The organism is Actinoplanes rectilineatus (genome assembly GCF_000962825.1).
GTDB classification, from domain to species: domain Bacteria; phylum Actinomycetota; class Actinomycetes; order Mycobacteriales; family Micromonosporaceae; genus Actinoplanes; species Actinoplanes rectilineatus.
Map to the genome: position 1 here is coordinate 121376 of NZ_JZKF01000010.1, position 24992 is coordinate 146367.

21 protein-coding genes are annotated in these 24992 nt (G+C 70.6%); 7 read left to right on the plus strand and 14 right to left on the minus strand.

Translation table 11 applies throughout. The features are described 5' to 3' along the window. Positions 1-15: 15 nt before the first annotated feature. The 6 genes from WH85_RS10890 to WH85_RS10915 form a co-directional block, all read right to left on the minus strand. Positions 16-1017: an alpha/beta fold hydrolase gene (locus WH85_RS10890; protein WP_045741636.1), complete on the minus strand. Its 1002-nt coding sequence runs from the start codon at positions 1015-1017 to the stop codon at positions 16-18. 12 nt (positions 1018-1029) lie between these two features. Further along, the gene (locus WH85_RS10895; protein ID WP_045741637.1) at positions 1030-1605 is read right to left on the minus strand and encodes a TetR/AcrR family transcriptional regulator; all 576 of its coding nucleotides are present in this window, start codon (positions 1603-1605) and stop codon (positions 1030-1032) included. Between the two features lies 1 nt (position 1606). Beyond that, positions 1607-2470, minus strand: coding sequence for an alpha/beta fold hydrolase (locus WH85_RS10900; RefSeq protein WP_045741638.1), 864 nt, complete (start codon positions 2468-2470; stop codon positions 1607-1609). Between the two features lie 233 nt (positions 2471-2703). After that, entirely contained in the window at positions 2704-3285 is a 582-nt protein-coding gene (locus tag WH85_RS52840; protein ID WP_052720300.1) for an excalibur calcium-binding domain-containing protein, read from the minus strand. 68 nt (positions 3286-3353) lie between these two features. Next, entirely contained in the window at positions 3354-4253 is a 900-nt protein-coding gene (locus WH85_RS46875; RefSeq protein WP_052720301.1) for a hypothetical protein, read from the minus strand. Between the two features lie 120 nt (positions 4254-4373). Further along, a complete protein-coding gene (locus tag WH85_RS10915; protein WP_052720302.1) occupies positions 4374-5048 on the minus strand; it encodes a GntR family transcriptional regulator in 675 nt (224 codons plus the stop codon). Positions 5049-5064: 16 nt separating this feature from the next. Here WH85_RS10915 and WH85_RS10920 point away from each other — a divergent pair, with 16 nt between their 5' ends. Further along, positions 5065-7872 carry an FAD-binding and (Fe-S)-binding domain-containing protein gene (locus WH85_RS10920; RefSeq protein ID WP_045741640.1) on the plus strand — a complete coding sequence of 936 codons (2808 nt, stop codon included), beginning with the start codon at positions 5065-5067 and terminating at the stop codon, positions 7870-7872. Between the two features lie 397 nt (positions 7873-8269). Here the strand turns inward: WH85_RS10920 and WH85_RS10925 are convergent, their stop codons facing one another. Beyond that, positions 8270-9211, minus strand: a complete 942-nt coding sequence (locus tag WH85_RS10925; RefSeq protein WP_045741641.1) for an NADP-dependent oxidoreductase — start codon at positions 9209-9211, stop codon at positions 8270-8272. 81 nt (positions 9212-9292) lie between these two features. Between WH85_RS10925 and WH85_RS10930 the strand changes: the two genes are divergently transcribed. Next, entirely contained in the window at positions 9293-9862 is a 570-nt protein-coding gene (locus tag WH85_RS10930; protein WP_045741642.1) for a TetR/AcrR family transcriptional regulator, read from the plus strand. Between the two features lie 216 nt (positions 9863-10078). Here the strand turns inward: WH85_RS10930 and WH85_RS52845 are convergent, their stop codons facing one another. Further along, positions 10079-11137, minus strand: coding sequence for a hypothetical protein (locus WH85_RS52845; RefSeq protein WP_245673894.1), 1059 nt, complete (start codon positions 11135-11137; stop codon positions 10079-10081). A 92-nt stretch (positions 11138-11229) separates the two neighbouring features. After that, the gene (locus WH85_RS10940; protein WP_045741699.1) at positions 11230-11811 is read right to left on the minus strand and encodes a hypothetical protein; all 582 of its coding nucleotides are present in this window, start codon (positions 11809-11811) and stop codon (positions 11230-11232) included. Between the two features lie 99 nt (positions 11812-11910). Between WH85_RS10940 and WH85_RS10945 the strand changes: the two genes are divergently transcribed. Both WH85_RS10945 and WH85_RS10950 read left to right on the plus strand, forming a co-directional pair. After that, entirely contained in the window at positions 11911-12678 is a 768-nt protein-coding gene (locus tag WH85_RS10945) for an RNA ligase family protein (RefSeq protein ID WP_045741643.1), read from the plus strand. 220 nt (positions 12679-12898) lie between these two features. Next, complete coding sequence (locus WH85_RS10950; protein ID WP_045741644.1) at positions 12899-13993, plus strand: LacI family DNA-binding transcriptional regulator; 1095 nt, start codon at positions 12899-12901, stop codon at positions 13991-13993. A gap of 1032 nt (positions 13994-15025) precedes the next feature. Here the strand turns inward: WH85_RS10950 and WH85_RS10955 are convergent. Genes WH85_RS10955 through WH85_RS10965 form a run of 3 tightly spaced genes read right to left on the minus strand, consistent with a single transcriptional unit; the run spans position 15026 to position 17084 of the window. Then, positions 15026-15706, minus strand: coding sequence for an NAD(P)-dependent oxidoreductase (locus WH85_RS10955; protein ID WP_045741645.1), 681 nt, complete (start codon positions 15704-15706; stop codon positions 15026-15028). Beyond that, positions 15706-16491, minus strand: coding sequence for an MBL fold metallo-hydrolase (locus tag WH85_RS10960; RefSeq protein WP_045741646.1), 786 nt, complete (start codon positions 16489-16491; stop codon positions 15706-15708). Before WH85_RS10960 ends, WH85_RS10955 begins: the two co-directional genes overlap by 1 nt. Then, complete coding sequence (locus tag WH85_RS10965) at positions 16488-17084, minus strand: TetR/AcrR family transcriptional regulator (protein ID WP_045741647.1); 597 nt, start codon at positions 17082-17084, stop codon at positions 16488-16490. Before WH85_RS10965 ends, WH85_RS10960 begins: the two co-directional genes overlap by 4 nt. A 50-nt stretch (positions 17085-17134) precedes the next feature. Here WH85_RS10965 and WH85_RS10970 point away from each other — a divergent pair, with 50 nt between their 5' ends. Next, positions 17135-18061 (plus strand): NADP-dependent oxidoreductase, encoded by a 927-nt coding sequence (locus tag WH85_RS10970; protein WP_045741700.1) that lies wholly within the window; start codon positions 17135-17137, stop codon positions 18059-18061. Between the two features lie 45 nt (positions 18062-18106). On the opposite strand, the gene WH85_RS10975 is transcribed toward WH85_RS10970, so the two are convergent. Beyond that, positions 18107-19747: a rhamnogalacturonan lyase B N-terminal domain-containing protein gene (locus tag WH85_RS10975; RefSeq protein ID WP_211275332.1), complete on the minus strand. Its 1641-nt coding sequence runs from the start codon at positions 19745-19747 to the stop codon at positions 18107-18109. A gap of 555 nt (positions 19748-20302) precedes the next feature. Here WH85_RS10975 and WH85_RS10980 point away from each other — a divergent pair. Both WH85_RS10980 and WH85_RS10985 read left to right on the plus strand, forming a co-directional pair. Continuing rightward, positions 20303-22555: a M4 family metallopeptidase gene (locus WH85_RS10980; RefSeq protein ID WP_045741648.1), complete on the plus strand. Its 2253-nt coding sequence runs from the start codon at positions 20303-20305 to the stop codon at positions 22553-22555. A 108-nt stretch (positions 22556-22663) separates the two neighbouring features. After that, complete coding sequence (locus WH85_RS10985) at positions 22664-23758, plus strand: peptidoglycan recognition protein family protein (protein WP_052720304.1); 1095 nt, start codon at positions 22664-22666, stop codon at positions 23756-23758. On the opposite strand, the gene WH85_RS10990 is transcribed toward WH85_RS10985, so the two are convergent. Beyond that, positions 23685-24848, minus strand: coding sequence for a glycosyltransferase family 4 protein (locus WH85_RS10990; RefSeq protein WP_045741649.1), 1164 nt, complete (start codon positions 24846-24848; stop codon positions 23685-23687). The two genes, WH85_RS10985 and WH85_RS10990, sit on opposite strands and share 74 nt — an antisense overlap. Positions 24849-24992 lie beyond the last annotated feature (144 nt).

Genomic DNA, 24992 nt, shown 5'->3' on the forward strand with positions numbered 1-24992 from the left:
CATCGGTCAACACACCTACGCGGGGCGACGGGCCCAGACGGCGATCTGGGTACGCGCCCGCACCCCGAGTTTGGTGCGGACATGCTCCACATGGGCGTCGACGGTCCGCACCGAGATGCCCAGCCGCCGGGCGATCTCCGGGTTGGTGTGACCGTCCGCGATCAGGTCGGCCACCTGGAACTCCCGGGCGGTGAGGGGCCCGGGCAGCGAACCGGCCGACCCCAGAAAGGGCAGGAGGGCAGCCAGCGCGGCCCCCGGCTCCTCGGCGTAGATCGGCTGCATCCGTCCGGGGAAGGCAGCCAGTTGCGCGCCCGGGATCAGCGACGCGAGTTCCCGCCCCCGCTCGAACGGGACCGCCCGGCTGTCGCGCCGGTGCGCCACCAGGGTGGGCACCCGGATCGCCGGCAGCAGCGCGGTGACGTCGCATCCGTAGAACATCTCCAGCAGTGCGGCCGCCGTCGCCGCGTCCGCCGCGGCCCGCTGCATCCGGGCGAACATCGCGGTCAGCGGGGGTGGCGCGGCCGGCAGCCAGATGTCGGCGAGCACCCGCGACCCGAGCCCCCAGTGCGCCCGGATCAGGTCCAGCACCGAGGCGCGGACGGCCGGCGGGGCGAGGTCACCGCCGCGGGCGCAACTGCCGTAGACGATCAGCGCCGACACCGCGTCCGGATGCGCCGCCGCGTAGGCCGCCGCGACCTGTCCGCCCTCGCACGATCCGAACAGCGCGAACCGGTCCAGACCCAGGTGCGCGGTCAGCGCCCGAACCGTGGCGAGCTCGACGTCGAGACTGAAGTCGGTCCGCGAACGATCAGACAGGCCACAGCCGATCTTGTCGTACCGGATCACCGTGCGGGACCGGGCGAGCCCGTCGAAGAACCGTTCGTGCTGCGGGTTCTCCGCCATCAGCGCGAGATGCGACACCCAGCCGGCCAGGCACAGCAACGGCGGCCCGCTGCCGGTCACCGTGTAGGCGACCCGGCCCGCGGGCGTGGCGGCGAACCGAACCACCGGCCCCATCCGCCCAGCATGTCACGCCACGTCACCGCCGAGAACGTCGTCGAGGTGCCTTTCCAGAAGCGCGAGGGCCGCCTCCGGCGTGCGGATCCCGGCCATCACGCTGTCGCCCAACCCGGTGGCCAGGGCGAGCGCGATGGCTGCGGCCGCGTCCGGGTCGTTGCAGGAGCCGATCAAATTCCCGGCGAGGGTACGCTCCAAAGCTCCCGTCCGCCGTCCATAGGGAAGCCGGGCCAGCTTGTCGTCGGTGAGTGCCAGTGCGTGATAGGCGGCGAACACCGTGTACGCCGCCCGCTGCTCCGCGTCGACCGGGATGAACTGTCCCAGCCACGCCCGGACGACCGCCCGCGGGCCGTCCCCGGCGACCGACCGCAGCGCCCGCTCGCCCACCCGCACGGACAGGCGCTCGAGTCCGGCGTACAACAGATGCTCCTTGTCCTGGAAGTAATGCTGCACCGTGCTGACCGTGACGCCGGCTTCGGCCGCGACCGTCCGCATGCTCGCGGCATGCAGTCCGCGGGAGGCCGCGATCCGCAGCAGCGCGTCGAGGATGTGCGCCCGTCGTTCGTCGTGGTCGGCAAGTCGCGGCATGTCAGTCGTCCGCCAGGATGCGCGCGGTGACCAGGCCGGGCTGTTCCAGCGGCAGGCCGTGTCCCGCGCCCGGCACGATCTCCGCACGGACGTCCGGGATCAGGGCGCGCACCCGGTCCAGGGCGCGTTGCGGGTCGAGCAGCACACTGCGGCCCGCCAGCAGCACCCGCACCGGCACCCGGATCGACCGTAATTCATCATCGGTGAGGCGTCGCGCGGCGGGCCGCCGGGTCCGGAACGACGTCGCCGCCGCCTTGATCAGGGCGAGCTGGTCCGGCGGTTCGAGCAGCGCCCGCTGGGCCAGCGCCCGGCTCAGCCACGGATGCCAGCGCCGGGGCAGGATCATGGCGAACGCCCCGGCCAGCATGGACAGGTAGAACCGGGCCGGCACCGTCGCCAGCCCACCCGGATCGATGACGGTCACCCGGCGCAGGCGGTCCGGCCCGTGCACGGCCTGGTTCAGCGCCAGATATCCGCCGTAGGAGAAGCCCACCAGGTGCACCGCGTCCAGTCCGAGCAGCCCGAGGGTCTCGTCGAGCCAGGACGCCGTCTGGTCCGGACCGGTCAGGGCCTGCCGGGCGACGCTGCGGTTCGGTTCGTCGAGGGTGTCCAGGGCGAAGACCTGATGGTGTACGCCGAGAGCAGCCACGTGCGGGTACCAGTTGGTGGCGTTCCCGGCGGCGCCGTGCAGCAGCACGATCGGCGTGCCGTCCGCCGGCCCGTACCGGTGGACGTGCACGCTCCCGAACCGCGTCTCCAGGTCCCACGACGTCCTCGGCTCCGGCCAGGCGAGCAGTGCCCGGTCGTAGGCCGCCAGGAACGCCCGCCGCGCCGTGTCACTGACGAACCGTCCGTAGGGTTCCATGCCCTTGATGGTACGACCGTACTACCAAAAGTTCCAGGCGCGCAGCATCGTTCCGCCGGTTGCTCCTGCGCGCGGCCGTGCTGACCTTTCGGGAGCACGGCTTTGCGGGCACCTGCACTGCGGGCCGCCGAACGCCCGGTGGATCCGCACGCCGGTGCCGTCCGCGTACTGGTGATCAATCGCCACCCGTGCGGAGCGGCGGCGTCCTGCGGTCCCCGCGACCGTGGATCGGCCTATTCGCAGACGGTGCCGTCGCCGTCGCGGTCGGTGTACCAGCGGTATTCCGGGTCGGTGCCGCGGACGTACGGTCCGTAGCCCTTGCGCTTGGCCTCCGCGCAGGTACGGAACCGCGGGTCGGTGCCGGCCGTCGGCGCGAGGGTGGGGACGGCGGTGGACCGCACGCTGTAGGCGAACTTCGTGCCGTCGCAGTATCTCTGCAGCGTGCTGCCCATCAGGGCGCCTGCCGAACGGTTCTCGGCGCTGGGCACGTGACGCACGTCGGCGGCGACGACGGCGCGGCCGATCGCGGGTGGGTATTCGTCCCGGTCGTACCCCCGTTTCGTGGGGATCGTGGTGAGCGCCTTCCGGCGGCGTTCGTCGGCGCCGGGACGGTTCAGGACGAGGACGGCCGGATAGCCCTTGGCGATGGCGTCCCGTGCGTGCCGCAGGATGTCGCGGTGGTCCTCGGCGTCGAGTGGCACACCGATGGTGGCCGTCGTCCGGGTGCATGCCGCGGCCTCGGCGGCGACCGTCGTCACCGCGATGCCGCCGGTGGCGAGCATCGCGGTGACGACCATGCTGAACAGGCGTTTCATGAGTTCGATTCTCCCGATTCGATGTTCTGCCGAGAGAAACGATCATGAGGGTGCCGGCGATGTGGCGGTCAGTGTCTGCGGTTGCGGGCGGCGTACTCGCGTTCCCGCAGGAAGTTCCGGACGCTGCCCCACGGTTGTGTGGTCACCCAGTCTTCGCCGATCACCTCGTACAGTGACCAGGACGCCGAGAAATACAGGGCATTGCTGAGCGTGTACGCGAAATCGTTCCACGGCACCGGCGTCATCAGCGTGTTCACGTAGTCGTCGTGGAAGACCGACGCGTGCGCGGCCTGGTGGAGTTCCTCGCCCACCTCGTCACGCTCCAGCCACCTCTCGCGGCCGTTCGTCCAGTGGTGCTCGATGTGTGCCTTGGCGACCAGGACCGGCAGGTGGGTGCCGGGGTGGGCGGCGGCCCGTTTCCGGGCGAACGCGAACATCAGCTCGGTGCTGCCCTGCCACTTCGGCATCAGGGCGTTGAGCATCGCGGTGTGGCCGTACAGGTGGGTCGGCGCGACGTCGAGCAGCTGGTCGAACCAGCGCTGCGACTCGTCGAGCCCCTTCTGCCGGGCACGGGACAGCATGATCATGTATTGCAGGGCGTCGGCGTCACCGGGGTCGCGCCGCAGGACCTCGGTCAGGTCCTTCGCGGCGTGATCGAGGCGTTCGAACCACGTCGGCCATGCGCTCGCGGCGACCTCGGCGCTGACGGCCGAACCGCGGGCCTCCCACGCCCAGTAGATGTAGCGCGCCCCGCGGATCAGCAACGGCAGCGTCGACTCGTCGGTGTGGCACGGCGCGTCGATCCACTCCTCCAGGCCCGGTGTCTCCCCGGCGATCCGGCAGTAGAACATCCGGTGCTCGGGGTCCTTCGTGGACAGGATCAGCCGGGCCGCCGGCCAGTCCTTGCGCCGCAACGCGGTCCGCAGTGACTCGGCGTCGTCGTCGTGCAGGAATTCGTCGACCGACACGTTTTCGGGGTGGAAGGCCGTACGCCTCCGGAAGGGCCACACGGCGAGGAGGATAGCGTTCTTGATCAACGAGTGTGGATCGGGAAGGCGCGGGCCGGGCCTGGATGATTCGGCCGTTGCTCACCGGGCGCCCGGGGCCGGGGTCATGCCGGTCAGGAGGGTGAGCGTCGAGGAGAGATGGACCCGCATGGCGGCCTCGGCCGCCGCGCCGTCGCGGGCCAGCACCGCGGTGACCAGCGGCTCGTGCTCGGCGTGGATCTCGGCGAGGGTGCGGCCGCCGGCCGTGGTGGGCGGGCCGAGCAGGGCGGTCGTGGTGCGCAGGCGGTCGACGATGGTGGCGGTGCGGGGTTTGCCGGCGGTGTGCAGCAGCAGGTCGTGCAGGGCGCGGTCGGCCGGCCAGAACGCCTGCTCGTCGCCGTCTGCGGCGGCCGACGCCATCGTTGCCAGAGCCGACCGGATCGCTGCGTGCTGGGCGTCGGTGCCGTGCACGGCGGCGTGCCGGGCGGCCGGTGGCTCCAGGGCCAGCCGGATGCCGATGATCTCCTCGATGTCGTCGGCGCGGGGCGGCAGGACCCGGAAGCCGCGGTTGCGGCGGATTTCGATCAGCCCGGCCTCGGCCAGGCGGAGCAGACCCTCGCGGGCCGGGCTGCGGGAGACCCCGAGCAGGTCGGCGAGCTGGTAGACCGAATACGTGGTGTCCGGGCGCAACTCCCCGGCGGCGACGCCGTCGCGGACGGCCTGGGCGACGGCGTCGGCGAGGGAGGGGGCGTCCGGCGGCAGGACCAGCTCAGGCATGAGTAACATGTTACTCATGAGCGAGCAGGTGAACGGCGTGGTGGGTGCCCTGGCGAAGGCCGGCCTCGAGGTGCGGAGTGATCCGGCGACCCTGGGGATGTATGCGTCGGACGCCTCGCTCTACCGCATCCCGCCGCTGGCCGTGGTCCGCCCGCGGCACGTCGACGAGGTGGCGGCGGCGCTGGCCGTGGCCCGCGAGACCGGGGTGCCGATCACGTCGCGCGGCGCCGGGACGTCGGTGGCCGGCAACGCGGTCGGGCGCGGGATCGTGCTCGACTTCTCCCGCCACCTCAACCGGATGCTGTCGATCGACCCGGAGTCGCGCACGGCCGTGGTCGAGCCGGGGACCGTGCACGCGGTCCTGCAGAAGGCGGCGATGCCGCACGGCGTGCGGTTCGGGCCGGACCCGTCGACGCATCCGCGCTGCACGATCGGCGGCATGATCGGCAACAACGCGTGCGGGTCGCGGTCGCTGGCCTATGGCCGCACGTCGGACAACGTGGCCGGTCTGCGGCTCATGACGGCGGATGGATCAACGATTGTCACGGGATACCGGGACGATCAGGCCTTCGCCGAAGGACCCGACGAGATGATTCAAAATGTCCAGAAGGTGATGGGCGCGAACCTTGCGGTCGCGCGGACCGAATTCGATCGGTTCGGGCGGCAGGTCTCCGGATACGCGGTCCACCACCTCCTGCCCGAACGCTTCGACCTCACCCAGGCGTTCGTCGGCTCCGAGGGCACCCTGGCGGTCATCACCGAGGCCACCGTCAAGCTCGTCGTCGACGCCCCGGTCCGGGTCGTCGTCGTCCTCGGCTTCCGCGACATCGTCGCCGCCGGCGAGGCCTCCCCGGCCGTCGTCGCCCACGGCCCCACCTCCTGCGAGGGCCTCGACTCCCGCCTGCTCGACGTGCTGCGCGCCCGCCGCGGACCGGATGCCGTCCCGCCGCTGCCCCGCGGCGGCGCCTGGCTCTTCGTCGAACTGGCCGGCGACGACCTGGGCGAGGTGGCCGCCCGCGCCCGCAAGCTCGCCGCCGACGGCATCGCCGACGACGCCCTGGTCGTCGAGGACCCGGCCACACAGGCCCGGCTGTGGCGCATCCGCGAGGACGGCGCCGGCCTGGCCGGCCGGGCGCCCTCGGACAAGCCCGCCTGGCCCGGCTGGGAGGACGCCGCGGTCCCGCCCGAGAAGCTCGGCGCCTACCTGGCCCGCTTCGACGAGCTGGTGACGCAGTACGGCATGACCTCCGCACCGTTCGGGCACTTCGGCGACGGCTGCATGCACGTGCGCCTGGACTTCCCGCTCGACCAGCCCGGCGGCACCACGGTGATGCGCGAGTTCCTGATCGACGCGGCGAAACTGGCCGGCGAGTTCGGCGGTTCGCTCTCCGGCGAGCACGGCGACGGCCGGGCCCGCTCCGAACTGCTCCCGCACATGTACTCGGCGGACGCCATCGCCCTGTTCGCCGCGATCAAGCACGCCTTCGACCCGGGCAACCTGCTCAACCCGGGCGTGCTGGTCGACCCGGACCCGGTGGACGCCGACATCCGCCCGGCCGGCCGGTTCCCGCTGCCGATGCTCGCGATGGCTTACCCGCACGACGACGGCGACCTCGGCCAGGCCGTGCACCGGTGCACCGGCGTCGGCAAGTGCCGCGCCGACAACTCCGCCGCCGGTGGCGTGATGTGCCCGTCGTTCCTGGCCACCCGCGAGGAGAAGGACTCCACCCGGGGACGGGCCCGGGTACTGCAGGAGGTGGTGCGCGGCGAACTGGCGTTCAGCGACCCGTCCGTGCACGACGCGATGGACCTCTGCCTGGCCTGCAAGGGGTGCGCGTCGGACTGCCCGACCGGGATCGACATGGCCACCTACAAGTCCGAGGTGCTGCACCAGACGTACCAGGGCAAGATCCGCCCCCGGTCGCACTACTCGCTCGGTAGGCTGCCGTTCTGGGCGCGGCTCGCCGGCTGGATGCCCGGCCTGGCGAACATGGCGACCCGGATGCCCGGGCTGCGCGGCCTCGCCCTGAAGATCGCGGGCGTCGACAAGCGGCGGTCGGTGCCGGCCTTCGCCGCCAAACCCTTCCACCGGTCCTTCACCCGGGGCGCGGCCGAGGGCCGCACCCCCGTGGTGCTCTTCGCCGACTCGTTCTCCGACGCCTTCTCACCCGAGGTGGCCGAAGCGACGGTACGCGTGCTGCGCGCAGCCGGCTACGAACCACAGCTGCCCAGCGGCTCGGTGTGCTGCGGCCTGACCTGGATCACCACGGGACAGTTGGACTCGGCCAAGCGGATCCTCACGCGTACCGTGGACGCTCTGGCCCCTGATGCCCGCAAGGGCGTGCCGATCGTCGGCATCGAGCCGTCCTGCACGGCGGTCCTGCGCTCCGACATCCACGAGCTGCTGCCCGGCAACGAGGACGCCGCCCTGGTCGCCGAGTCCGTGCACACCCTCGCCGAACTCCTCGCCAAGACGCCCGGCTGGACCCCGCCGGACCTGACCGGCGTCGAGGTGGTCGCCCAGCCGCACTGCCACCACCACGCGGTCCTCGGCTGGAAGGCCGACGCGGACCTGTTGGCCTCGACCGGCGCCACGGTGAAACGGATGGCCGGCTGCTGCGGCCTGGCCGGCAACTTCGGCGTGGAGATCGGCCACTACGAGGTGTCGGTGGCGGTGGCCGAGCAGAACCTGCTGCCGGCGCTGGACGCGGCGCCCGGCGCGACGGTCCTGGCCGACGGCTTCTCGTGCCGCACCCAGGTCGCCGACCTGCGTGACCGTCCGGCCGTGCATCTGGCCCAGCTCCTGGACCGCGCCGACGCCTAGTCACGTTTCGTGGTCAGAGCCCTCCGCGTGTTGACTTCGGGCGGGCTGGACGCCCGAAGTCAACACGCCTGTGGGGGTGTGGTGGTTACGGGCGGGCTGGACGCCCGAAGTCAACACGCCTGTGGGGGTGTGGTGGTTACGGGCGGGCTGGACGCCCCAAGTCAACACGCCCGTGGGGGTGTGGTGATTACGGGCGGGCTGGACGCCCCAAGTCAACACGCCCGTGGGGGTGTGGTGATTACGGGCGGGCTGGACGCCCCAAGTCAACACACCTGTGGGGGTGTGGTGATTACGGGCGTCCAGCGCACCCGAAATCACCACACCCCACAACGGTGTGGTGATTTCGGGTGGTCAGCGCGCCTGAAGTCACCACGCAGACCTTGACTGTGAAACGTGTCTATAGGTCGATGACCACCTTGCCGTGTACGTGGCGGCCGGCCTGGAGGGCGACCGCCTCGCGGATCCGCTCGACCGGGAAGGTCGCCGCGATCGGCACCCGGATCGTCCCCGCGGCGATCAGGCGGGCGATCTGCTCGATGCCGGCCGGGGGAGTGGTGGCGCCGTTCGCCGGCGTGATGCCGTCGACCTGCGCGGCGATGGTGGTGATGCGCTCGTCGGGTACGCCCAGGTCCCGCGCCGCCTGGACGGTGTCGGTGCCGTGCAGGTCGAGGGCGGCGGTGACACCACCGGGTGCCAGGTCGCGGACCCGGTCGACGAGGCCGTCGCCGTAGGTGACCGGCTCGGCCCCGAGAGCGCGCAGGGCGTCGGCCGACGTCGCCGATCCGGTCCCGATCACCCGCGCCCCGGTGAGGCGGGCGAGCTGGACGGCGAAGACGCCGACCCCGCCGCCAGCGCCGCCGATGAGCAGCGTGTCGTCCGGTCCGGGGCGGACCACGGCGAGGGCGGCGGCCGCCGTGCAGCCCGCGATCTCCAGGGCCGCGGCGGTGCGGTCGTCGACGCCGTCGGGAGTGTGGTGCGCGGTGCCGCCCACCGCGATGGTCCCGGTCACGTCGATGATCACGTGATCGGCGACCGCGCGGGACATGGCGCCGCCGAACACCCGGTCGCCGGCTGCGAACCCGGTCACGCCCTCGCCGACCTGGTCCACGACGCCGGCGTAGTCGGTGCCGAATCCGCACGGCAGGCTCAGCCCGAAGCGGGTGGCGGCCTCGGCGCCGGACGTCATGTACCAGTCCATCGGGTTGAGCCCGGCGGCGGTGACACGGATCCGGATCTGTCCCGCCCCGGCCTGCGGTGCGGGCACGTCCTGCAGGGTCAGCATCTCGGGGCCGCCGAACGCGTCGACGAACTGGACCGCTCGGCTCTCGTACCCGCTCATATGAGTTCCTCCAGCAACAGGAAACGGACTATGATCCGTTTTTCTCGTCGCCAACGTAGCACAACCGGAGCGTGATCCGTTTTGACTGGAGCAGAAGGCCGCCGAGCAAGGTCGGACGCGAGCCGCAACCGCGACCAGCTGCTGGCGGTCGCGACCCGGCTGTTCGCCGCGGGCGGCACCGAGCCGTCGATGCGCGCGATCGCCCAGGAGGCCGGGGTCGGCATCGCCACCCTCTACCGGCACTTCCCGACCCGCGAGTCGCTCGTCGACGCGGTCTACCAGGACCAGGTCACGCGGCTCACCGAGGGCGCCCGCGAACTGCTCACGCAGATGTCCCCGGCGGCGGCGCTGCGGCGCTGGGCGGAGCTGTTCGGAGAGTGGATCGCCACCAAGAACGGCATGCTCGACACGCTGCTCGCCATGATCGAGTCGGGGGAGATCGCCCACGCCCGTACCCAGGCCGAGCTGTTCGCGGCGATCGGGGACATCCTCGAAGTCGGCTGGACGGCGGGTGAGATCCGCACCGACGTCACCGCCGAGGACATCGCGGCCGCGCTCATCGGGATCTTCACGGTGGCCCACCCGCACCAGCACGAACAGCGGGCGGCCCGTCTGCTGGACGTCCTGATGGACGGCCTTCGCAGCATTTGAAACACCCGGGCGCGGCAGGGTAGTGGGCTGCCGCGCCCGGGCGCTGTGGGGGGTGAATCAGCTCGAGGTGAACTCTGCCGTCCGGGTGCGACGGTCCGTCCGCGAAAACATGACAGTTCCTTGACGATCGTGATCTTCCGCGGTTCTCGGTGACGGTCGGCGGAAACACGAACGGCGTGGACGCCGCCGCGTCCACGCCGTTCGGGAGGTCTTACGTCAGCGCACCCGGACCCGCACCGAGTCCAGAGCCGGGGTCTGGTTCGCCCGCTCCATCATCGGGATGCGGTGCGAGCCGTCACCGGCCCACGAGGAGCACTGGAAGGTGCCCGCCTGGGCCAGACCCGGCACCTGGATGTTGACGGTGTCCGCCTGAGCGCCGCCCTTGCTGTCCTCGGTGGCGACGAAGAACGCCGGCACCGGGTCCGGGGCGGGAGCCTGCCGGGTGCTGTCCAGGATCCGGCACGCGGTGTGGAAGTGACCGCGGACCAGGCCGCCCTGCAGGACCGAGCTCTCCACGTAGTAACCACCCTGACCGGCCGCCAGGAAGCGGTCACGGATCAGGTTCCGGGTGCTCACCTGGATGGTGAACGCCTGGTTCCGGCGCACCTGGGTGGGCGCCTTGGTGATCAGCAGCGTGGGGTTGTTCGCCGCCGCGCCGACCTCGCCGAACTCGGTCGACACGCAGCGGTTGCCGTTCTGGAAACCGTCGTGCGGCGGCAGCTGGCTGGTGTCACACGTGTTCGTGAGAATCCCCAGGTTGTTGCCGTTGTTGCCGCCGCCGTTGTTCCCGTTGTTGTTGCCCCCGTTGTCGTTGCCGTTTTCGCCCTCACCCGCGTTGGTGTCGTCGCCCTCGGCCGCCTCGTTCAGCGTGCACTTGGACAGACCCGCGGCGTTGAGATCAGGCTTTTCGCCCTGGCGGCCGATCGCGATCTCGATGCGGTTGATGGCGGACTCACGCTTCCCCGCCAGCGGTCCGAGGATCGCGTTCTGGATGAAGTTGGCGCCGCCCTGGCCCTGCGTGTCGACCAGGCGCTTGTTCGCCTCGGCGATCTGCGTGTCGAGCAGCGCCAGGTTCTGGTCGACCTCGGCCTTGGCCTTCGCCGGAATGTCGACGTTGATGACGACCTGCGGACAGTTGACCGTCGGCACGCCCTCGGCCGCCGACGCGACGCCCAGGCCGACACCGACCGACGTCACCGCGACGACGGCGACGCCGCCACCGACCAGCCACTTACGCCCGCCGGAGCGGCTGTTCGTGAAACGCTTCTTGTACATAGGTGCCTGCGCCTTCGCGAGCTCTCACCGGTTCGTTCGACCACGAATACGGGAGCGTTCCCACAGCGGATCAACGAATCCGGCAAAAACTTTCAGCTTGCGCAGAATTCGGCGAGCGGGTCCACGTCGTCGACCCACTCGAAGGTGCCGCGCAGCAGATCAGCACGCTGATCCACAGCGGTCACCGCGGCGGTCAACTCGCCCCACGGCATGGTCACGTGCAGCATGGTGCGCTCGATGTCCGGCGGCAGCGACGGCTTGTACTTCTCGGCGGTCGCCCGCAGCAGCAGACCCTCGGTGGAGATGTCCTCGACCCGGCCCGACACCGCGACCAGACGCTGCCCGCCGGTGCTGCGGATCTGCACGGTACCGACCGCCGGATGCTTCCCGGCCCGCCGCGGCGCCCCACGACGCTGCACCACACCGGCCGGCGCGTCACCGATCACCCGGAACTGGTCGCGGTGCAGCTCACCCTCCACCCAGGTGACGCCTGCGGTGGTGACCAGCTCGGCGATGCCGATCCGGCGGACGCCGGGCCCGTCCAGGCTGAGGACCGGGATGGGCGGCAGCTCGGCGATGAACGGGGCCGCCACGTCGGAGAGCGTGACGAGCACCCGGTCCTGCGCGTTCTGGCACCGAAGGATGAGGTTGCTGCCCGCCGGCACGGTGATCACCAGCCGCACGCTACCGCCCGCAGGGTGCACCCGAGCCGAAATCCGCTCGCCGCCCGCCGTTCCGGCCTGCCACCATCCTGGTGATTCAAGGAGGCGCCGATGACCGGTTTCGACATCCGCACGGTGAACCTGGCCGCGCTGAACTCGCTGACCAAGTACCCGTCGATCCCGACGTACCACCAGCTCGACCCGCGCAACGGCAGCCTGACCGACGAGGTCACGGTCTTCACCGGCACCGTGCACGGGACCGAGAAGGTCGACGGCACCAACTCACGGGTGATCCTGCTGCCGGACGGCTCCTACCTGCTCGGATCACGGGAGGAGCTGCTGTACGCGCGCGGCGACCTGATCGGCAACCCGGCGCTCGGGATCGTGGCGAACCTGCGACCGTTCGCCGACACGCTGACCGCGCCCGACGGCCGGATCCGGGTGCTCTACCTGGAACTCTACGGCGGCCGGATCGGCGGTCAGGCGAAGCAGTACTCGGCCCGCGGCGCCACCGGCTGGCGACTCTTCGACGTGGCGGAGTTCACCGAGGACGACTTCGCCGACAAGCTGGACTGGCCGCCCGCCACGATCTCCGCCTGGCGCGAGGACCAGGGCCAGCGGTTCCTCGGCGAGGACGAGCTGACCGCCACCGGCCTGGACCTCGTACCCCGGCTGTTCCGGATCGACGGCTCGGCGCTGCCGTCCGGGATCGCGGAGATGAACACGTTCCTCGGCGAGCACCTGCCGGCCACGCTCGTCGCCCTGGACGACAGCGGGCTCGGCGGCCCGGAGGGCATCGTGCTCCGCTCCGGGGACCGGTCGGTCATCGCCAAGGCACGGTGCCAGGACTATGCACGTACCCTCAAACGGCGCAAGTGACGCCCGCCAAGCTCGAAACTGGACGCGTTTCGTGGTCGCGCCCGTGTGGTGATTTGGGGCGCTGAGCGTGGCTGTAGTCACCACGGTCCACGTCGGGTGTGGTGACTTCGGGTGCCCAGCGCGCCTGAAGTCACCACGCGGGCGGGCTTCTCGCCGGTACCTGTCCACCCCCACCGATAATCGTCCGGCCTTTGTGGACTGCTTTCGGTAGGGTCGGACGATGGCCGGCCGTGTGACGATCCGTGATGTTGCCAGGGCGGCCGGCGTCTCGTACGCGTCGGTGTCCCGCTTCCTGAACCGCACCGGACCACTGAGCCCGGCCACCCGCCGCGCCGTCGAACAGGCCGTCGCGGCGACCGGTTTCGTCCCGCACCACCACGCCCGCAGGCTCGCCGGCGCCCGGCCGGACACGGTCGCGTTCCTGCACTGCGTCGGCGGTGACCGGCTGCTCGCCGACCCGAACGTCAACGACCTGATGGCCGGCTGCGCCACGGCCCTCGCCGACCGCGACATCCTGATGGTCACCCCGGTCGGCAGCGTCCCGGCTCCTGTTGCCGGCGCGTTCAGCGGTCCGGATTCCGTTGCCGGCGCGTTCAGCGGTCAGGCCCCCGTCTTCGGCGTCCTCAGCGATCCGGCCCTCGTCTTCTCCGCCCCGGCGGCGTCGGCCGTCGTGCAAGACCTGATCGGACGCGATCTGCCGGTCGTCGCCTGCGGCACCCCTCTCGGGTACGAGCAGAGCATCTCCTACGTGACCACGGACGACCGTGCCGGCGCCCGCGAGATGGTCAGCTATCTGCGGTCACGCGGCCGCCGCCGGATCGCCACCGTCACCGGCCCGCTCGACCTGCCCGGCGGGGTGCAGCGGCTGGCCGGTTACCGTGACGCCGTCGACGGCTCGGTCGATGTGTCGGGTGGGGTGCAGCGGCTGGCCGGTTACCGTGACGCCGTCGACGGCTTCGATCCCGCCCTGGTGGCCGTCGGGGACTTCACCTTCGCCGGAGGAAAAGTAGCCACCGAACTGCTGCTGCACCGCGACCCCACGTTCGACGCACTGTTCGTCGCCTCCGACATGATGGCGGCGGGCGCCTTGGAGGCGTTGCGCGAGGCGGGCCGGTCCGTGCCCGGCGACGTGGCGGTGGCCGGCTTCGACGACGCCCCGATAGCGGTGACGACCGTCCCGCAGCTGACCACCGTGCGCATTCCCTGGTCACGGTACCCCGGCGAACTGGTCCGCCAACTGTTCCGCACCCTCGACGGAGACCTCCCGTCCGGCGTGGTCCTGCCGCTCTCCCTAGCATTCCGAGCCTCTGCCTGACTGCCTGCCTGCTTGGCCGTTTGACCGTTTGACCGTTTGGCCGCCTGGCCGCTTTCCCGTGTCTGATCGCCGGTTCCGTCCGCCGTCAGCTCCGGCCGTCGCTGATGGTCGTGTCGTGTCTCCTGGACAGCCACGCACGGCGGCTCGGCCAACTCGGCCGTAGGCCATGGTCCGCCGACAAGCTGACGGCGACCGTGGACGACGGCTGATGGGTCCGAGCCGTTGTCGGTGGTTGTGTTTCGTCTCCCGGGCGGCCGTGGATGACGGCTCGTCCGGTTCGGCCGTCGGTCAGGGTCGTTGGCGTGTTCGAAAACGACCGTGGGCGACGGCTCGTCCGGTTCGGCCGTCGGTCAGGGTTCGTCGGCGCGCCGAAAACGACCGTGGCCGACGGCTGACGGTTCCGAGCCGTCAGTCACGGTCGGTTTGATGCCGTGAGGGAGCCGTGGACGACGGCTGGGGTGCCTACCTGCTACGCGAGCTCGGGCTGGCCACGACAGCGGCTGTTGCGGCGAATGCTGAGCCGTAGCCGCCCGTTCGTTGTGTCCGCGATGTCCGCTGTGTCAGCGATGCCGACTGTATTCGCTATGCCCGCTATATCGGCGATGCCGACTTTCCCCGCGATGCCCGCTGTGGCGCCGTGCCGTCGGTGAGGGTGCGCGGGCGTGCCGCCGTGCCGGAGTGCCGGGGGCATCAATGGGCAGAGCGCCGGGGAGCTGGCGCTGTTGGCGTGCGATGGTGTTGCGCTTGGTCGGGTACTGGGATGGCCACTCGTACCGCTAGGAATGCCAGATATATGCGACTTTTTCGTACCCGGGGCGACGCCTCAGGCGGAGGTGGCGGCCTACCTGCGATCGAGGCTCCCTACGTGGCCGCGGACGCCGAGTCGTGGGCCGGGCAGGCTGGTCACGAGGTCGGAGGGCAGCGGCCCGGGATCAGCGAACGGCCGCGTGCGTCACCGAGGTCGGAGGGCAGCGGCCCGGGGTCAGCGAACGGCCGCGGGCGTCACCGGGACCGCAGGACAGTATCGACCGGTCAGAGGACGGCGGCGGTACGGCGTGACCAGGTCGTGTCGGTGACGGTCAGGAGCAGGGCGCGGGCCACCTCGGTCCGTGTCACCAGCGGGACGCCGGGGATCCGGTCGACCGTGGACAGGTCGCGGATCGTGGCCGGGCCGCGCGACCGTCCGCCGGTGAGCAGACCGAGCAGTGGGCCGACCGGGAAACCGGCGGGTAGGTCGCCGGTCAGGACACCGGGGTAGACCAGGGTCCAGTCCAGGTCCGACTGGCGGAGGTGCGCTTCGGCGTGCCGTTTGTCGGCGAACACCGGGCGGGTCACCGTCGAGTACGCGAACCGCATCACCGGACTCAGCCGGCGGATCGAGTCGCCGACGCCCAGTGCCGACAGTACGACGATCCGGCGTACACCGGCGGTGCACATCGCGTCGGCGACCACCGGCAGCGTGTCGCTCATCAGTGTGCTCCGGGCGAACGGCAGGGCCGGTCCCAGGCAGCTGACCACCGCGTCCGCTCCGGCGAACGCCGATGCCAGGGCGGCCTGGTCGGCGAGGGAACCCACGACCACCGTCAGGGCCGGGTGTTCGGGCAGGTCACCGCGCCGGCGACCGTATGCCGTCACGGTGTGGCCCTCGTCGAGCGCCCGCCTGACCAGCAGCAGGCCGGTGCGGCCGGTGGCGCCGAGGACGACCAGCCTCATCAGTGGATCCGTTCCTGAGCCCGGCGCAGCAGCTCCGGGTCGTGCGCGTTGACGAGTGTCAGGTCCGGCCTGTTCGCCGACCACAGGGCGGCCAGCCTTGCGTGGTTTCCGGTGACGGCGCTCCGGTCGTACGCCACCAGGGTCTCCATGGTGAGGAGGCTGCGCGGCACCCGGCCGTCACCACCCACCTGGCCGCGGTGGTAGAACGCGTCACCGGCGTGCAGGATCCAGCCGCTCCCGGTGTCGACGGCGACCGCCGCGTGACCGCGGGTGTGGCCGGGCAGGTGGATCAGCAGGACGCCGGGTCGGATCTCGGTGGCCGCCGCGAAACCGTGCCAGGTGTCGCCGCGTTCCGGGTGGTGTTCGACGAGGCGGGGGCCGTGCGATCGTTGCGCCGGGACGTACCGGCCGCGTTCGCCGAAGGTCCGCGGATGGCGGATGGCTTCGGACTCGGCGGCGCTCAGGTGCACGTCCGCGGCGGGGAAGTCGGCCAGGCCGCCGGTGTGGTCGCTGTCGCCGTGGGTGAGCACGATGTCGCGTACCTCCGAAGGAGCGTGACCGAGCTTCCGCACCTGGTGGATCGCGGTTTCCTCGGCGCGCAGGTCCGGCCGGATCAGGGGACGGGCCCGGCCGATCCGGGACGGCGTGGCGATGTCGGCGAGGCCGAAACCGGTGTCGACGAGCATCAGCCCGTCGGGGTGTTCGATCAGCAGCACGTGGCAGATCAGGCCGCCGGGTGTCGCCGGTGGCCGCATGCTGCCGCAGTTCAGGTGGTGGACCTTCACGTGCCGGAGCCTATCCGGGCCGGGTTGTGGAACGCTTCGAGGATCAGGGAGGCGAACCGGCGGGATGCGGCGACCGACGCCTCCTCGGTGGCGGCGCGCAGGCCGCTGTTGGCGCGCAGGATCAGCAGGAAGTCGTCGAGTTGGAAGTCGTCGCGTAGTTCACCGGCGTGTTTGGCCCGGGTGGTGAGGTCGGCGATGGCGCGCACGGCCTGCGTGCGGGTCACGGTCAGATCCAGGGCTTGGGGGTACGCGGAGAGGAAGGCGGCAGTGAATCCCCGGTCCCGGGCGTGCAGTTCGCAGATACGCTCCACCAGGGTGCGGAATCCGGTCCACGGGTCGGGTTCGGCGAGTGCCTCGTCCAGGATGACCGTGCACAGGTTGAGCTGGTCGGCGAAGGCCTCGATGAACAGTGACTCCTTCGTCGGGAACCGCCGGTACAGCGTGGCCGGGCCGACTCCGGCCCGCCGGGCGATCTCCCGCATCGGCACGTCCAGCCCGTCGTGGGCCAAGGCGTGGCGGGCCGCGTCGAGGATGCGGTCGCGGTTGTCGCGGGCGTCCGAGCGGAGCGTTTTCTGAGACAGTCGATCAGGCACGCTCTCACTTTAGCTAACCGGACGGGGTGTTCCGGATAGCGTTCCGGGTCATGAGAGCACTGCAGTTTTCCGAGTACGGGTCCGCCGACGTCCTGCACGTCGCCGAGGTGCCGGAGCCGCACGCCGGACCGGGCCGGATCCGGATCGCCGTCCGCGCCTCCGGCGTCACCCCCGCCGACTGGAAGGTCCGCTCCGGCGCGTTCCAGCAGATGATCCCGCTGCCGCTGCCCCACACTCCGGGCATCGACGCGGCCGGTGTCGTCGACGAGGTCGGTGAGGGCGTCACCGGGGTGGCGGTCGGTGACGAGGTGTTCGGGATGGCCGACCTGGCCGCGATGGGCGGCGCCAACGCCGACCACGTGGTCCTCGCGCTCTGGGCGCCCAAACCGTCCACGCTCACCTGGGAACAGGCCGGCGGCGCGGCGGGCAACACCGAGACCTCGGTGCGGACCCTCGCCCTTCTCGGGGTACGCGCCGGCGACGTTCTGCTGATCGACGGCGCGGCGGGCGGTGTCGGCAGCATGGCCGTCCAGTTCGCGGTGGCCGCCGGTGCGACGGTCGTCGGTACCGCGGGCCCGGCGAACCACGAGTTCCTCACCGGCCTCGGGGCGATCCCGGTCGCCTACGGGCCGGGCCTCGCCGACCGGGTGTCCGCGCTGGTCCCGAAGGTGGACGCGGTCCTCGACTGCGCCGGATCGGGTTCGCTGCCGGAGTTGGTGAAACTGGCGGGCGGCCCGGAGCGGGTCGTGACGATCGCGGACCTGAGCGCTGCGGAACCCGAGGTGCTGCGGTCGCGGACCGGCGGACCGGGCGCGGGACCGCAGGCGGTGGCCGAGTTCAAGGCTTCGGTCGAACTGTTCGAGCAGGGCAGGGTGACGGTGCCGGTGGCGGCGGTGTTCCCGCTGTCGGAGGCGGCGGACGCGCACCGGCTGAGCGAGACCGGTCACCTCCGCGGCAAGATCGTCCTCACGCCGTAGCCCGGGGGCGGTGGGTCCCGGGCTACAGCGGCAGGGGAAGGGCTCTCAGATGAGGTCGATGCAGTCGAAGGCCAGGCCGGGGCTCAGATAACCGTCGCCGGACGAGCCGCTGACCACGTTCAGTTTGAGGATGTTCCACTGGCTGGTGTCGGTGAGGAAAGCGCTCGCCGGGACCGTGTAGGTGAGGAACGCCGTGTAGGAACGGTATGCGCCGACGGTCAGGCTGCGGGTGCCGGAACTGCTCGGCGCGGACGGGATCGACGACGTCCAGCTGTTCACCGTGATCTGATGGCGGCCGCCCGCGAAACTCGCCGACAGCCCGATCCGCAGGGTGTGCGCGGCGGCCGCCTGCGCCGCGGTCAGCTTGAAGTAGACGATCAGGCCGTTGTTGACGCCCACCCACTGGTAGCAGGGGAACCCGCTGACGGCGGTGGTGCCGACGATGAAGTTGCCGGTCCAGGACGCGGCCCGGTTGTCGGACGGGTGGGCGTACGTCATCAGGTCCGCGTTCTTGAAACCCTTCGGCGAACCGGTCCAGTCACCGATCCGCCAGATCGCGGCGGTCGCACTCGGATCACTGCTGATCGTGATGGTGTTCACCGTGGTCGTGCCGCCCGCGGTCACCGTGACCGACCCGGTGTAGACCGGCAGCTCATCCTTGTAAACGGTGAGCGTGTAGCTTCCGGGCAGCATGCCGGGGCAGCTGAAATAGCCGGTGCTCGCAGTCGCCACCGCCCAGTACTGCGCCGCGCTGTTGGCGAAACCGACGGTGTACGTGTAAGCCGTGTCCCGCCCGTTGAGGCCGACACCGGCGACCCGGCCGCGACCGGAGGCGCTCACATGATTCTGAATGCCGAGCCCGTCCGCCCACGACGTGTCGATGTTGCGGGCGTAGAGCGACGAGGCCGGGGCGCCGCCGTCGGTGAAGGCGAGCACGTACGGGCCGTGCAGCCCGTACCGCTGTTCCTCGGTCTGCGCCATGTTGTACCAGACGATCTCGTAGAGGTCCGGTGATGCGGTGCTGCCGGAGCGCAGCAGCGACCGGTAGAACGGCCCGCCGGACGCCTTCTCGTGGTTGCTGCGCACCATCCAGATGCCGACCGTGCCGGACGCTGTCGTCGCCCCGACGTAGTCGAAGTCCATCACCCGCTTGCCCGAGTAGTGCTTGGACCGGGTGGTGCCGTCGGTGGCCCGGAAGACGTCCCCCGACTCGATCGTCGTCGCCGTCGCCGAGTCCCAGGCGTCGCCGCCGCTGAAACTGAGCGCCCCGGGCTTCAGCCGCACGATGTAGCGCTGCATGGTCGTCGAGTTGGCGTCCTTGTACGTCCACATGTAGATGTTGTTCTCGCCGGCCCGCGCCACGTAGTAGTGCACGAGCGTCCCGTACACCACTTTGATCGTCACCGTCGCCGTGCTGCCGGAGATCGTCACGGTGGACGCGCCGAGGCCGCTCTCGACGTGCGAGTTCTTGCCGTAGCCCTGGTATTCGACGCCGCGATAGACGAAGGAGACCAGGTCACCGTTGGCCTTGCTGACCTTGAAGACCAGGTTGGCGCCGGTCGTCACCACATAGTTGGACCCGTCGTCGGTCCAGGTGACCGAGGCGGCGGCGGCCGGATCGGCGGCGACCAGGGCGCCGGCGGTGCCCACACCGACGGCTTTGATGAGGGTACGGCGTTTCGTCACTGTCACTCCCAGGAGGGCGGGGACCGTGCCGCCCGCCGGTTTCGGGGATGCGGCCGACACGTTACCAACTGAAGGTTATCGATGTTCCCGGTAACATTCCCGCGCGTCAAGGGCGGGTGATGTCCCTGGTCCGGGTCGCGAATCACGAGGCGGGTCAGCGCCGGCCGATCTGCTCCACTCCCGCTATGTGGGACAGCGGGAGTGCTCGAGTGATGCGGGCCACTCGAGGGTGCCCCGGGATGCGGGAGCGGGGCGGCGGCGGTTCCGGATGTGTCTCTGAGATCCGGCGGCGGGTCGGCCCGGCGCCGGCGGCGGCAAGGCCGGGATGTGCCCAGGTCGCAGTCGGTTACGGGGAGGTGTGGTGGTGGGGGAGTGGTAGGTCGTACCCCCGAAGGAGAGTGCGAGAAACGCCCGAGCCTGACCGAATCTGATCGCTAAAAGTTGAGCCTTCCACCTTTGATATGACCCTGACGATATATAAGGTTGTCACTACTTCCCGACCATAATGAATCGACACATTGCCATGTGTGTATCTCATGGTTCGGGAGGAACCGCGTGAAGAAATCCCTCGCGCTGGCCGGCGTCACCGCGCTGGTCGGCAGCACCCTCGTGGCCACCGCCGCGAGCAGCTCGGCAGCCCCGCCGGCGCCCACCCCGCCCACCGAGGCGCAGGCGATCAGCCGGGCCGACGCCCTGATCGAAGCGCGTCCGGCGGCTATCGGCGCCGTGGGCGACGAATCCTACACCGCCTATCGAGCCACCATCGATTCCGACGGTGACGCGCACGTCCGCTACGCCCGCGAGTACGAGGGCCTGCGGGTCTACGGCGGCGACTTCGTCGTGCACACCAACGCCGACGGCAGCCTCGCCGGGACGTCGCTGGGCCTGACCAAGCCGCTGACGCTGAGCACCAAGGCGAAGGTCGCCGAGGCGACCGCGCTGAAGACCGCCAAGGCGCGCTTCGAGGGCAAGCTGACCGGAACCGACCAGCCTGAGCTGTTCGTCGACGCCAGCACCGGCCTCGGCCGGCTCGCCTGGGAGACCGTGCTGCACGGCTGGGCACCCGACGGGCAGACCCCCTCCCACCTGCACGTCATCACCGATGCGACGTCCGGCAAGCTGATCGGACAGTACGACGAGATCGAGAACGTGGCCGGCACCGGCGCCAGCATCTACTCCGGCACGGTCGGCGTGGACACCACGCTGAGCGGCTCGACCTACAGCCTGATCGACCCGGAGCGCGGCAACGGCAGCACCTGCGACATGAACAACGGCACCAGCACGTGCACCACGTTCACCGACGCGGACAACGTCTGGGGCACCGGCACCACCGCGAGCCGGCAGTCGGCCGCCATCGACGCCCACTTCGGCGCGGCGACCACGTTCGACTACTTCAAGAACGTGCACGGCCGCAACGGCATCTTCGACGACGGCCGGGGCGTGCCGTCGCGGGTGCACTACGGCAACGCGTACGTGAACGCGTTCTGGGACGGCGCCCAGATGACCTACGGTGACGGCGCGGGCAACGCGAAGCCGCTGGTCGCGCTGGACGTGGCCGGTCACGAGATGTCGCACGGCGTCACCGAGCACACGGCCGGCCTGGTCTACTCGGGCGAGTCCGGTGGGCTCAACGAGTCGACGAGTGACATCTTCGGCACCGCTGTCGAGTTCTACGCGAACACCACCAGCGACCCGGGCGACTACGATATCGGCGAGAAGATCGACATCCGGGGTACGGGCGCGCCGCTGCGCTACATGTACAACCCGACGCTCGACGGTGCCTCGCACGGCTGCTGGTCGACCAGCACGAACAGCGTGGACGTGCACTACTCGTCCGGTCCGGGCAACCACTTCTTCTTCAACCTCGCCGAGGGCACCGGCGCCACCGCGTACGGCACCTCGCCGGTCTGCGGCACCGCCCCGGGCGTCGTCGGCATCGGACTGGAGAAGGCCGAGAAGATCTGGTTCCACGCGCTGGACGCCTACTTCACGTCGACCACCAAGTACGTGAACACGGCCGCCCCGGCCAACACCTCCCGCGCCTACACCCTGCAGGCCGCCGACGACCTGTTCGGTCTGTGCTCGACCGAGTACAAGGCGGTCCAGGCCGCGTGGACCGCGGTCAACGTGGCCGGCAGCGACCTCGAGTGCCCGGTGGCCAACGACTTCCGGGTGGCCGTCGCCCCGACCACGGTGACCCTGGACCCCGGCACCTCGGCGACCCTCGACGTCACCACCACCAGCGTCGACGGTGAGGCGCAGACCATCGTCCTGACCACCGGCACCCTGCCGGCCGGGGTGACCGCCGCGTTCGCCGACGCGTCGGTGACCGCCGGTGAGTCCACCACCCTGACGCTGACCGCCGCCGCGTCGGCCGGCAGCGGGGAGAGCACGGTGACCGTGATCGGCACGTCGCCGGCCACGATCCGCCAGGTCAACGTGGCGCTCACGATCAACGGGCTGCCGGGTTGCTCGGGCAGCAACAGCACCGACGTGACGATCTCGGACAACGCCACGGTCGAGTCGAGCATCGTGATCAGCGGTTGCGACGCGACCCCGTCGGCGACGGCCAAGGTCGAGGTGCACATCGTCCACACCTACATCGGTGACCTGATCGTCTCGCTGGTGGCGCCGGACGGCAGCGCGTACGTGCTGCAGAGCCGGACCGGTGGCAGCGCGGACAACATCGACACCACCTACACCGCGAACCTGTCCTCCGAGACGGCGAACGGCACCTGGAAGCTGCGGGTGCAGGACGCCGCTTCGGCTGACGTCGGCTACATCAACAGCTGGTCGCTCAACCTCTGAGTAATCGCTTGATCGCGGTCCCGTGGCGGCGGGACCGCGATCTTGTCATTCATCGACGAGATGATCTAGCTTCCATGGTGATATATCCGCCACGGAAGGCAAAAACGGATGCTGTCACGTCGGAAACTTCTCGCAGGTGCCACCGGACTCGGCGCACTCGGCCTGGCCGCGGCGGCCGGAGCCACGGCCTTCGCCGGGGAGACCGCACCCCGGATCCCGGCCACCCTCGCCCACCGGCGCCCGCGGATCGCCAGCCGGACCCGCACCGACGTCGCGGACTTCACCCTCACCCACCTGTCGGTCGCCGCCCCGGCAGCGGCCGCGGTCCGGCTGCGCACCAGCGCCGGCTGGGGCGACTGGGTCGACCTGACCACCTGCGCCGGCGGACGCGACGACAAACCCGCCCCCACCGGCCGGCGTTCCCTGATCCTGGCCCGCGACGTCACCGGGTACGAGGTGCAGACCGCCGACGGCAGCGCGGCGACCGTCACCGAGCTGAACACGGTCGACGGCCCGGCCGGTGCGATACAGGCCGTCGGCGCCGACCGGATCGGCGACTGTGAGCTTCCGGCGTACCTCTCCCGGGCCGCGTGGGGCGCCGACGAGTCGCTGCGGTTCAGCGCGGACGGTGCGACCGAACTGTGGCCGGTGGACTACTACCCGCCGCAGGCTTTCACCGTGCACCACACCGGCGTCTACGAGCACAACGACGACCCGGACCCGCTCGCCACCGTCCGGGCGATCTACTACGACGACTGCGTGCTCGACGGCTACGGCGACGTCGGGTACCAGCTGCTCATCGACGAGGCGGGCGCGGTCTACGAGGGACGCGTCTCCGGCGACGACAGCCTGCCGGCCTTCGGCCCGGACGGCGTCGCCGTGGCGAACGGCGCCCACGTCGGCCAGTTCAACGCCGGCAACATCGGCATCGTGCTGCTCGGCCGCTTCACCGACACCCAGCCGACGGCCGCCGCGCGCGAATCCCTGGTCAAGGTGCTGGCATACCTCGCCGGAAAGACCGGGATCGACCCGGCGGGCAAGGTGAACTACCTCAACCCGGTCAACCTCAAGGGCGGTACCGTCGACGCGATCCAGGGCCACCGGGACTGGGCGACGATCGGCGCGGGCTCTACCGAGTGCCCCGGGGACGCCTTCCACCCGACGCTGGCGTCGGTGCGGGCGGACGTCGCCGCACTTCTCTGAACAACCGCTCCCACTGCTCGGCGATGACCGGCATCTCGTACCGGGTCCCGGTCACCCGGGCAGCCCGCCCCATCCGCTCCCGGTCCTGACCGTTCTCGATCATCTGGCTCAGGGCGGCGGCGAGCCCGTCGACGTCCTCGGCCGGCACCAGCAGACCGTTGGTGCCGTGCTCGACGATCTCGGCCGGACCGGTCGGGCAGTCGAAGGAGACCACCGGCAGGCCGCTGCTCATCGCCTCGAGCAGCACCATCGGCAGGCCCTCGTGGCGGGAGCTGAGCACGAAGAGGGCCGCCGTCGCGAACTCGGCGTCCAGGTCCCGGGAGACGCCGCGCAGCCGGATCACGTCCTCGAGGCCCCGCTCGGCGATCATCGTAGTGAGCCGTTGCCGCTTGCGGCCGTAGCCGAAGATGTGCAGCTCCCAGTCCGGGTGTCGCTCGTGCACCCGGGCGAAGGCCTTGATCAGCAGGTCGAAGCCCTTCTGCCGGACCAGCCGCCCGGCCGCGACGACGACCTTGGTGTCGTGCCGCTGAGGTGTGCTGGTCCGCGCCGGGATGCCGTTCGGAATCCGGACCAGCCTGGTTCTGCCGCCCAGCGCCTCGCGGTAGGCGGCCAGATCAGCGTCGGTCAGCACGGTCACCGCGTCCAGCCGCGGGTAGGCCCGCAGGATCTCCCGGCGCAACCGCCGCCGGTAGGTGCCGAGATTCATGTGGTCCTGGCCGATCCGGATCAGCCGACGGGGACCGAACCAGGCGGACAGGATGTTCAACGCGGGCCGGGTGGTGATCACGATGGCGTCCCGCTGCGCCCGGATGTACCGCACCACCCGCAGATCAACGGCCGGATCCCAGCCGCGGTACCGGAAATCGCGCCCGTGCGGCAACGGATTCCGCAGCCCCGACCGTCGCGCACGCTCGGACAACGTCACCAGCCGCACCCGCGGATCAAGCGGAAACACCGGGGCGTCAGCGCTCCGGTGCACACTGGCGATCTCCACGTCGTGCGCCCCGCACAACGCGTTCGCCTGATGGAAAACGGTCCGGACGGTCCCGCCGACGCCATAGGCGTTGTGCAGAAGATAACGAACCCTCACCCCACCATTGTGTACGCCCGAAGCACCGTGCGGCTGGTGCCGTTGGTCTGCAGCAGTTCCCTGTACCGCACTCGCAGACGCCGCGGTGCCGGAGAGCGGGGTTCGCAGCGGAGGGGGCGGGAGAGCGTCGCGAGACCGTAGACG

Excerpts from the sequence above, each read along its gene's own strand:
- WH85_RS10890 (WP_045741636.1), bottom strand. The coding sequence starts at position 1,017 with ATGGGGCCGGTGGTTCGGTTCGCCGCCACGCCCGCGGGCCGGGTCGCC.
- WH85_RS10895 (WP_045741637.1), bottom strand. The coding sequence starts at position 1,605 with ATGCCGCGACTTGCCGACCACGACGAACGACGGGCGCACATCCTCGAC.
- WH85_RS10900 (WP_045741638.1), bottom strand. The coding sequence starts at position 2,470 with ATGGAACCCTACGGACGGTTCGTCAGTGACACGGCGCGGCGGGCGTTC.
- WH85_RS52840 (WP_052720300.1), bottom strand. The coding sequence starts at position 3,285 with ATGAAACGCCTGTTCAGCATGGTCGTCACCGCGATGCTCGCCACCGGC.
- WH85_RS10915 (WP_052720302.1), bottom strand. The coding sequence starts at position 5,048 with ATGCCTGAGCTGGTCCTGCCGCCGGACGCCCCCTCCCTCGCCGACGCC.
- WH85_RS10920 (WP_045741640.1), top strand. The coding sequence starts at position 5,065 with ATGAGCGAGCAGGTGAACGGCGTGGTGGGTGCCCTGGCGAAGGCCGGC.
- WH85_RS10925 (WP_045741641.1), bottom strand. The coding sequence starts at position 9,211 with ATGAGCGGGTACGAGAGCCGAGCGGTCCAGTTCGTCGACGCGTTCGGC.
- WH85_RS52845 (WP_245673894.1), bottom strand. The coding sequence starts at position 11,137 with ATGTACAAGAAGCGTTTCACGAACAGCCGCTCCGGCGGGCGTAAGTGG.
- WH85_RS10945 (WP_045741643.1), top strand. The coding sequence starts at position 11,911 with ATGACCGGTTTCGACATCCGCACGGTGAACCTGGCCGCGCTGAACTCG.
- WH85_RS10950 (WP_045741644.1), top strand. The coding sequence starts at position 12,899 with ATGGCCGGCCGTGTGACGATCCGTGATGTTGCCAGGGCGGCCGGCGTC.
- WH85_RS10955 (WP_045741645.1), bottom strand. The coding sequence starts at position 15,706 with ATGAGGCTGGTCGTCCTCGGCGCCACCGGCCGCACCGGCCTGCTGCTG.
- WH85_RS10970 (WP_045741700.1), top strand. The coding sequence starts at position 17,135 with ATGAGAGCACTGCAGTTTTCCGAGTACGGGTCCGCCGACGTCCTGCAC.
- WH85_RS10985 (WP_052720304.1), top strand. The coding sequence starts at position 22,664 with ATGCTGTCACGTCGGAAACTTCTCGCAGGTGCCACCGGACTCGGCGCA.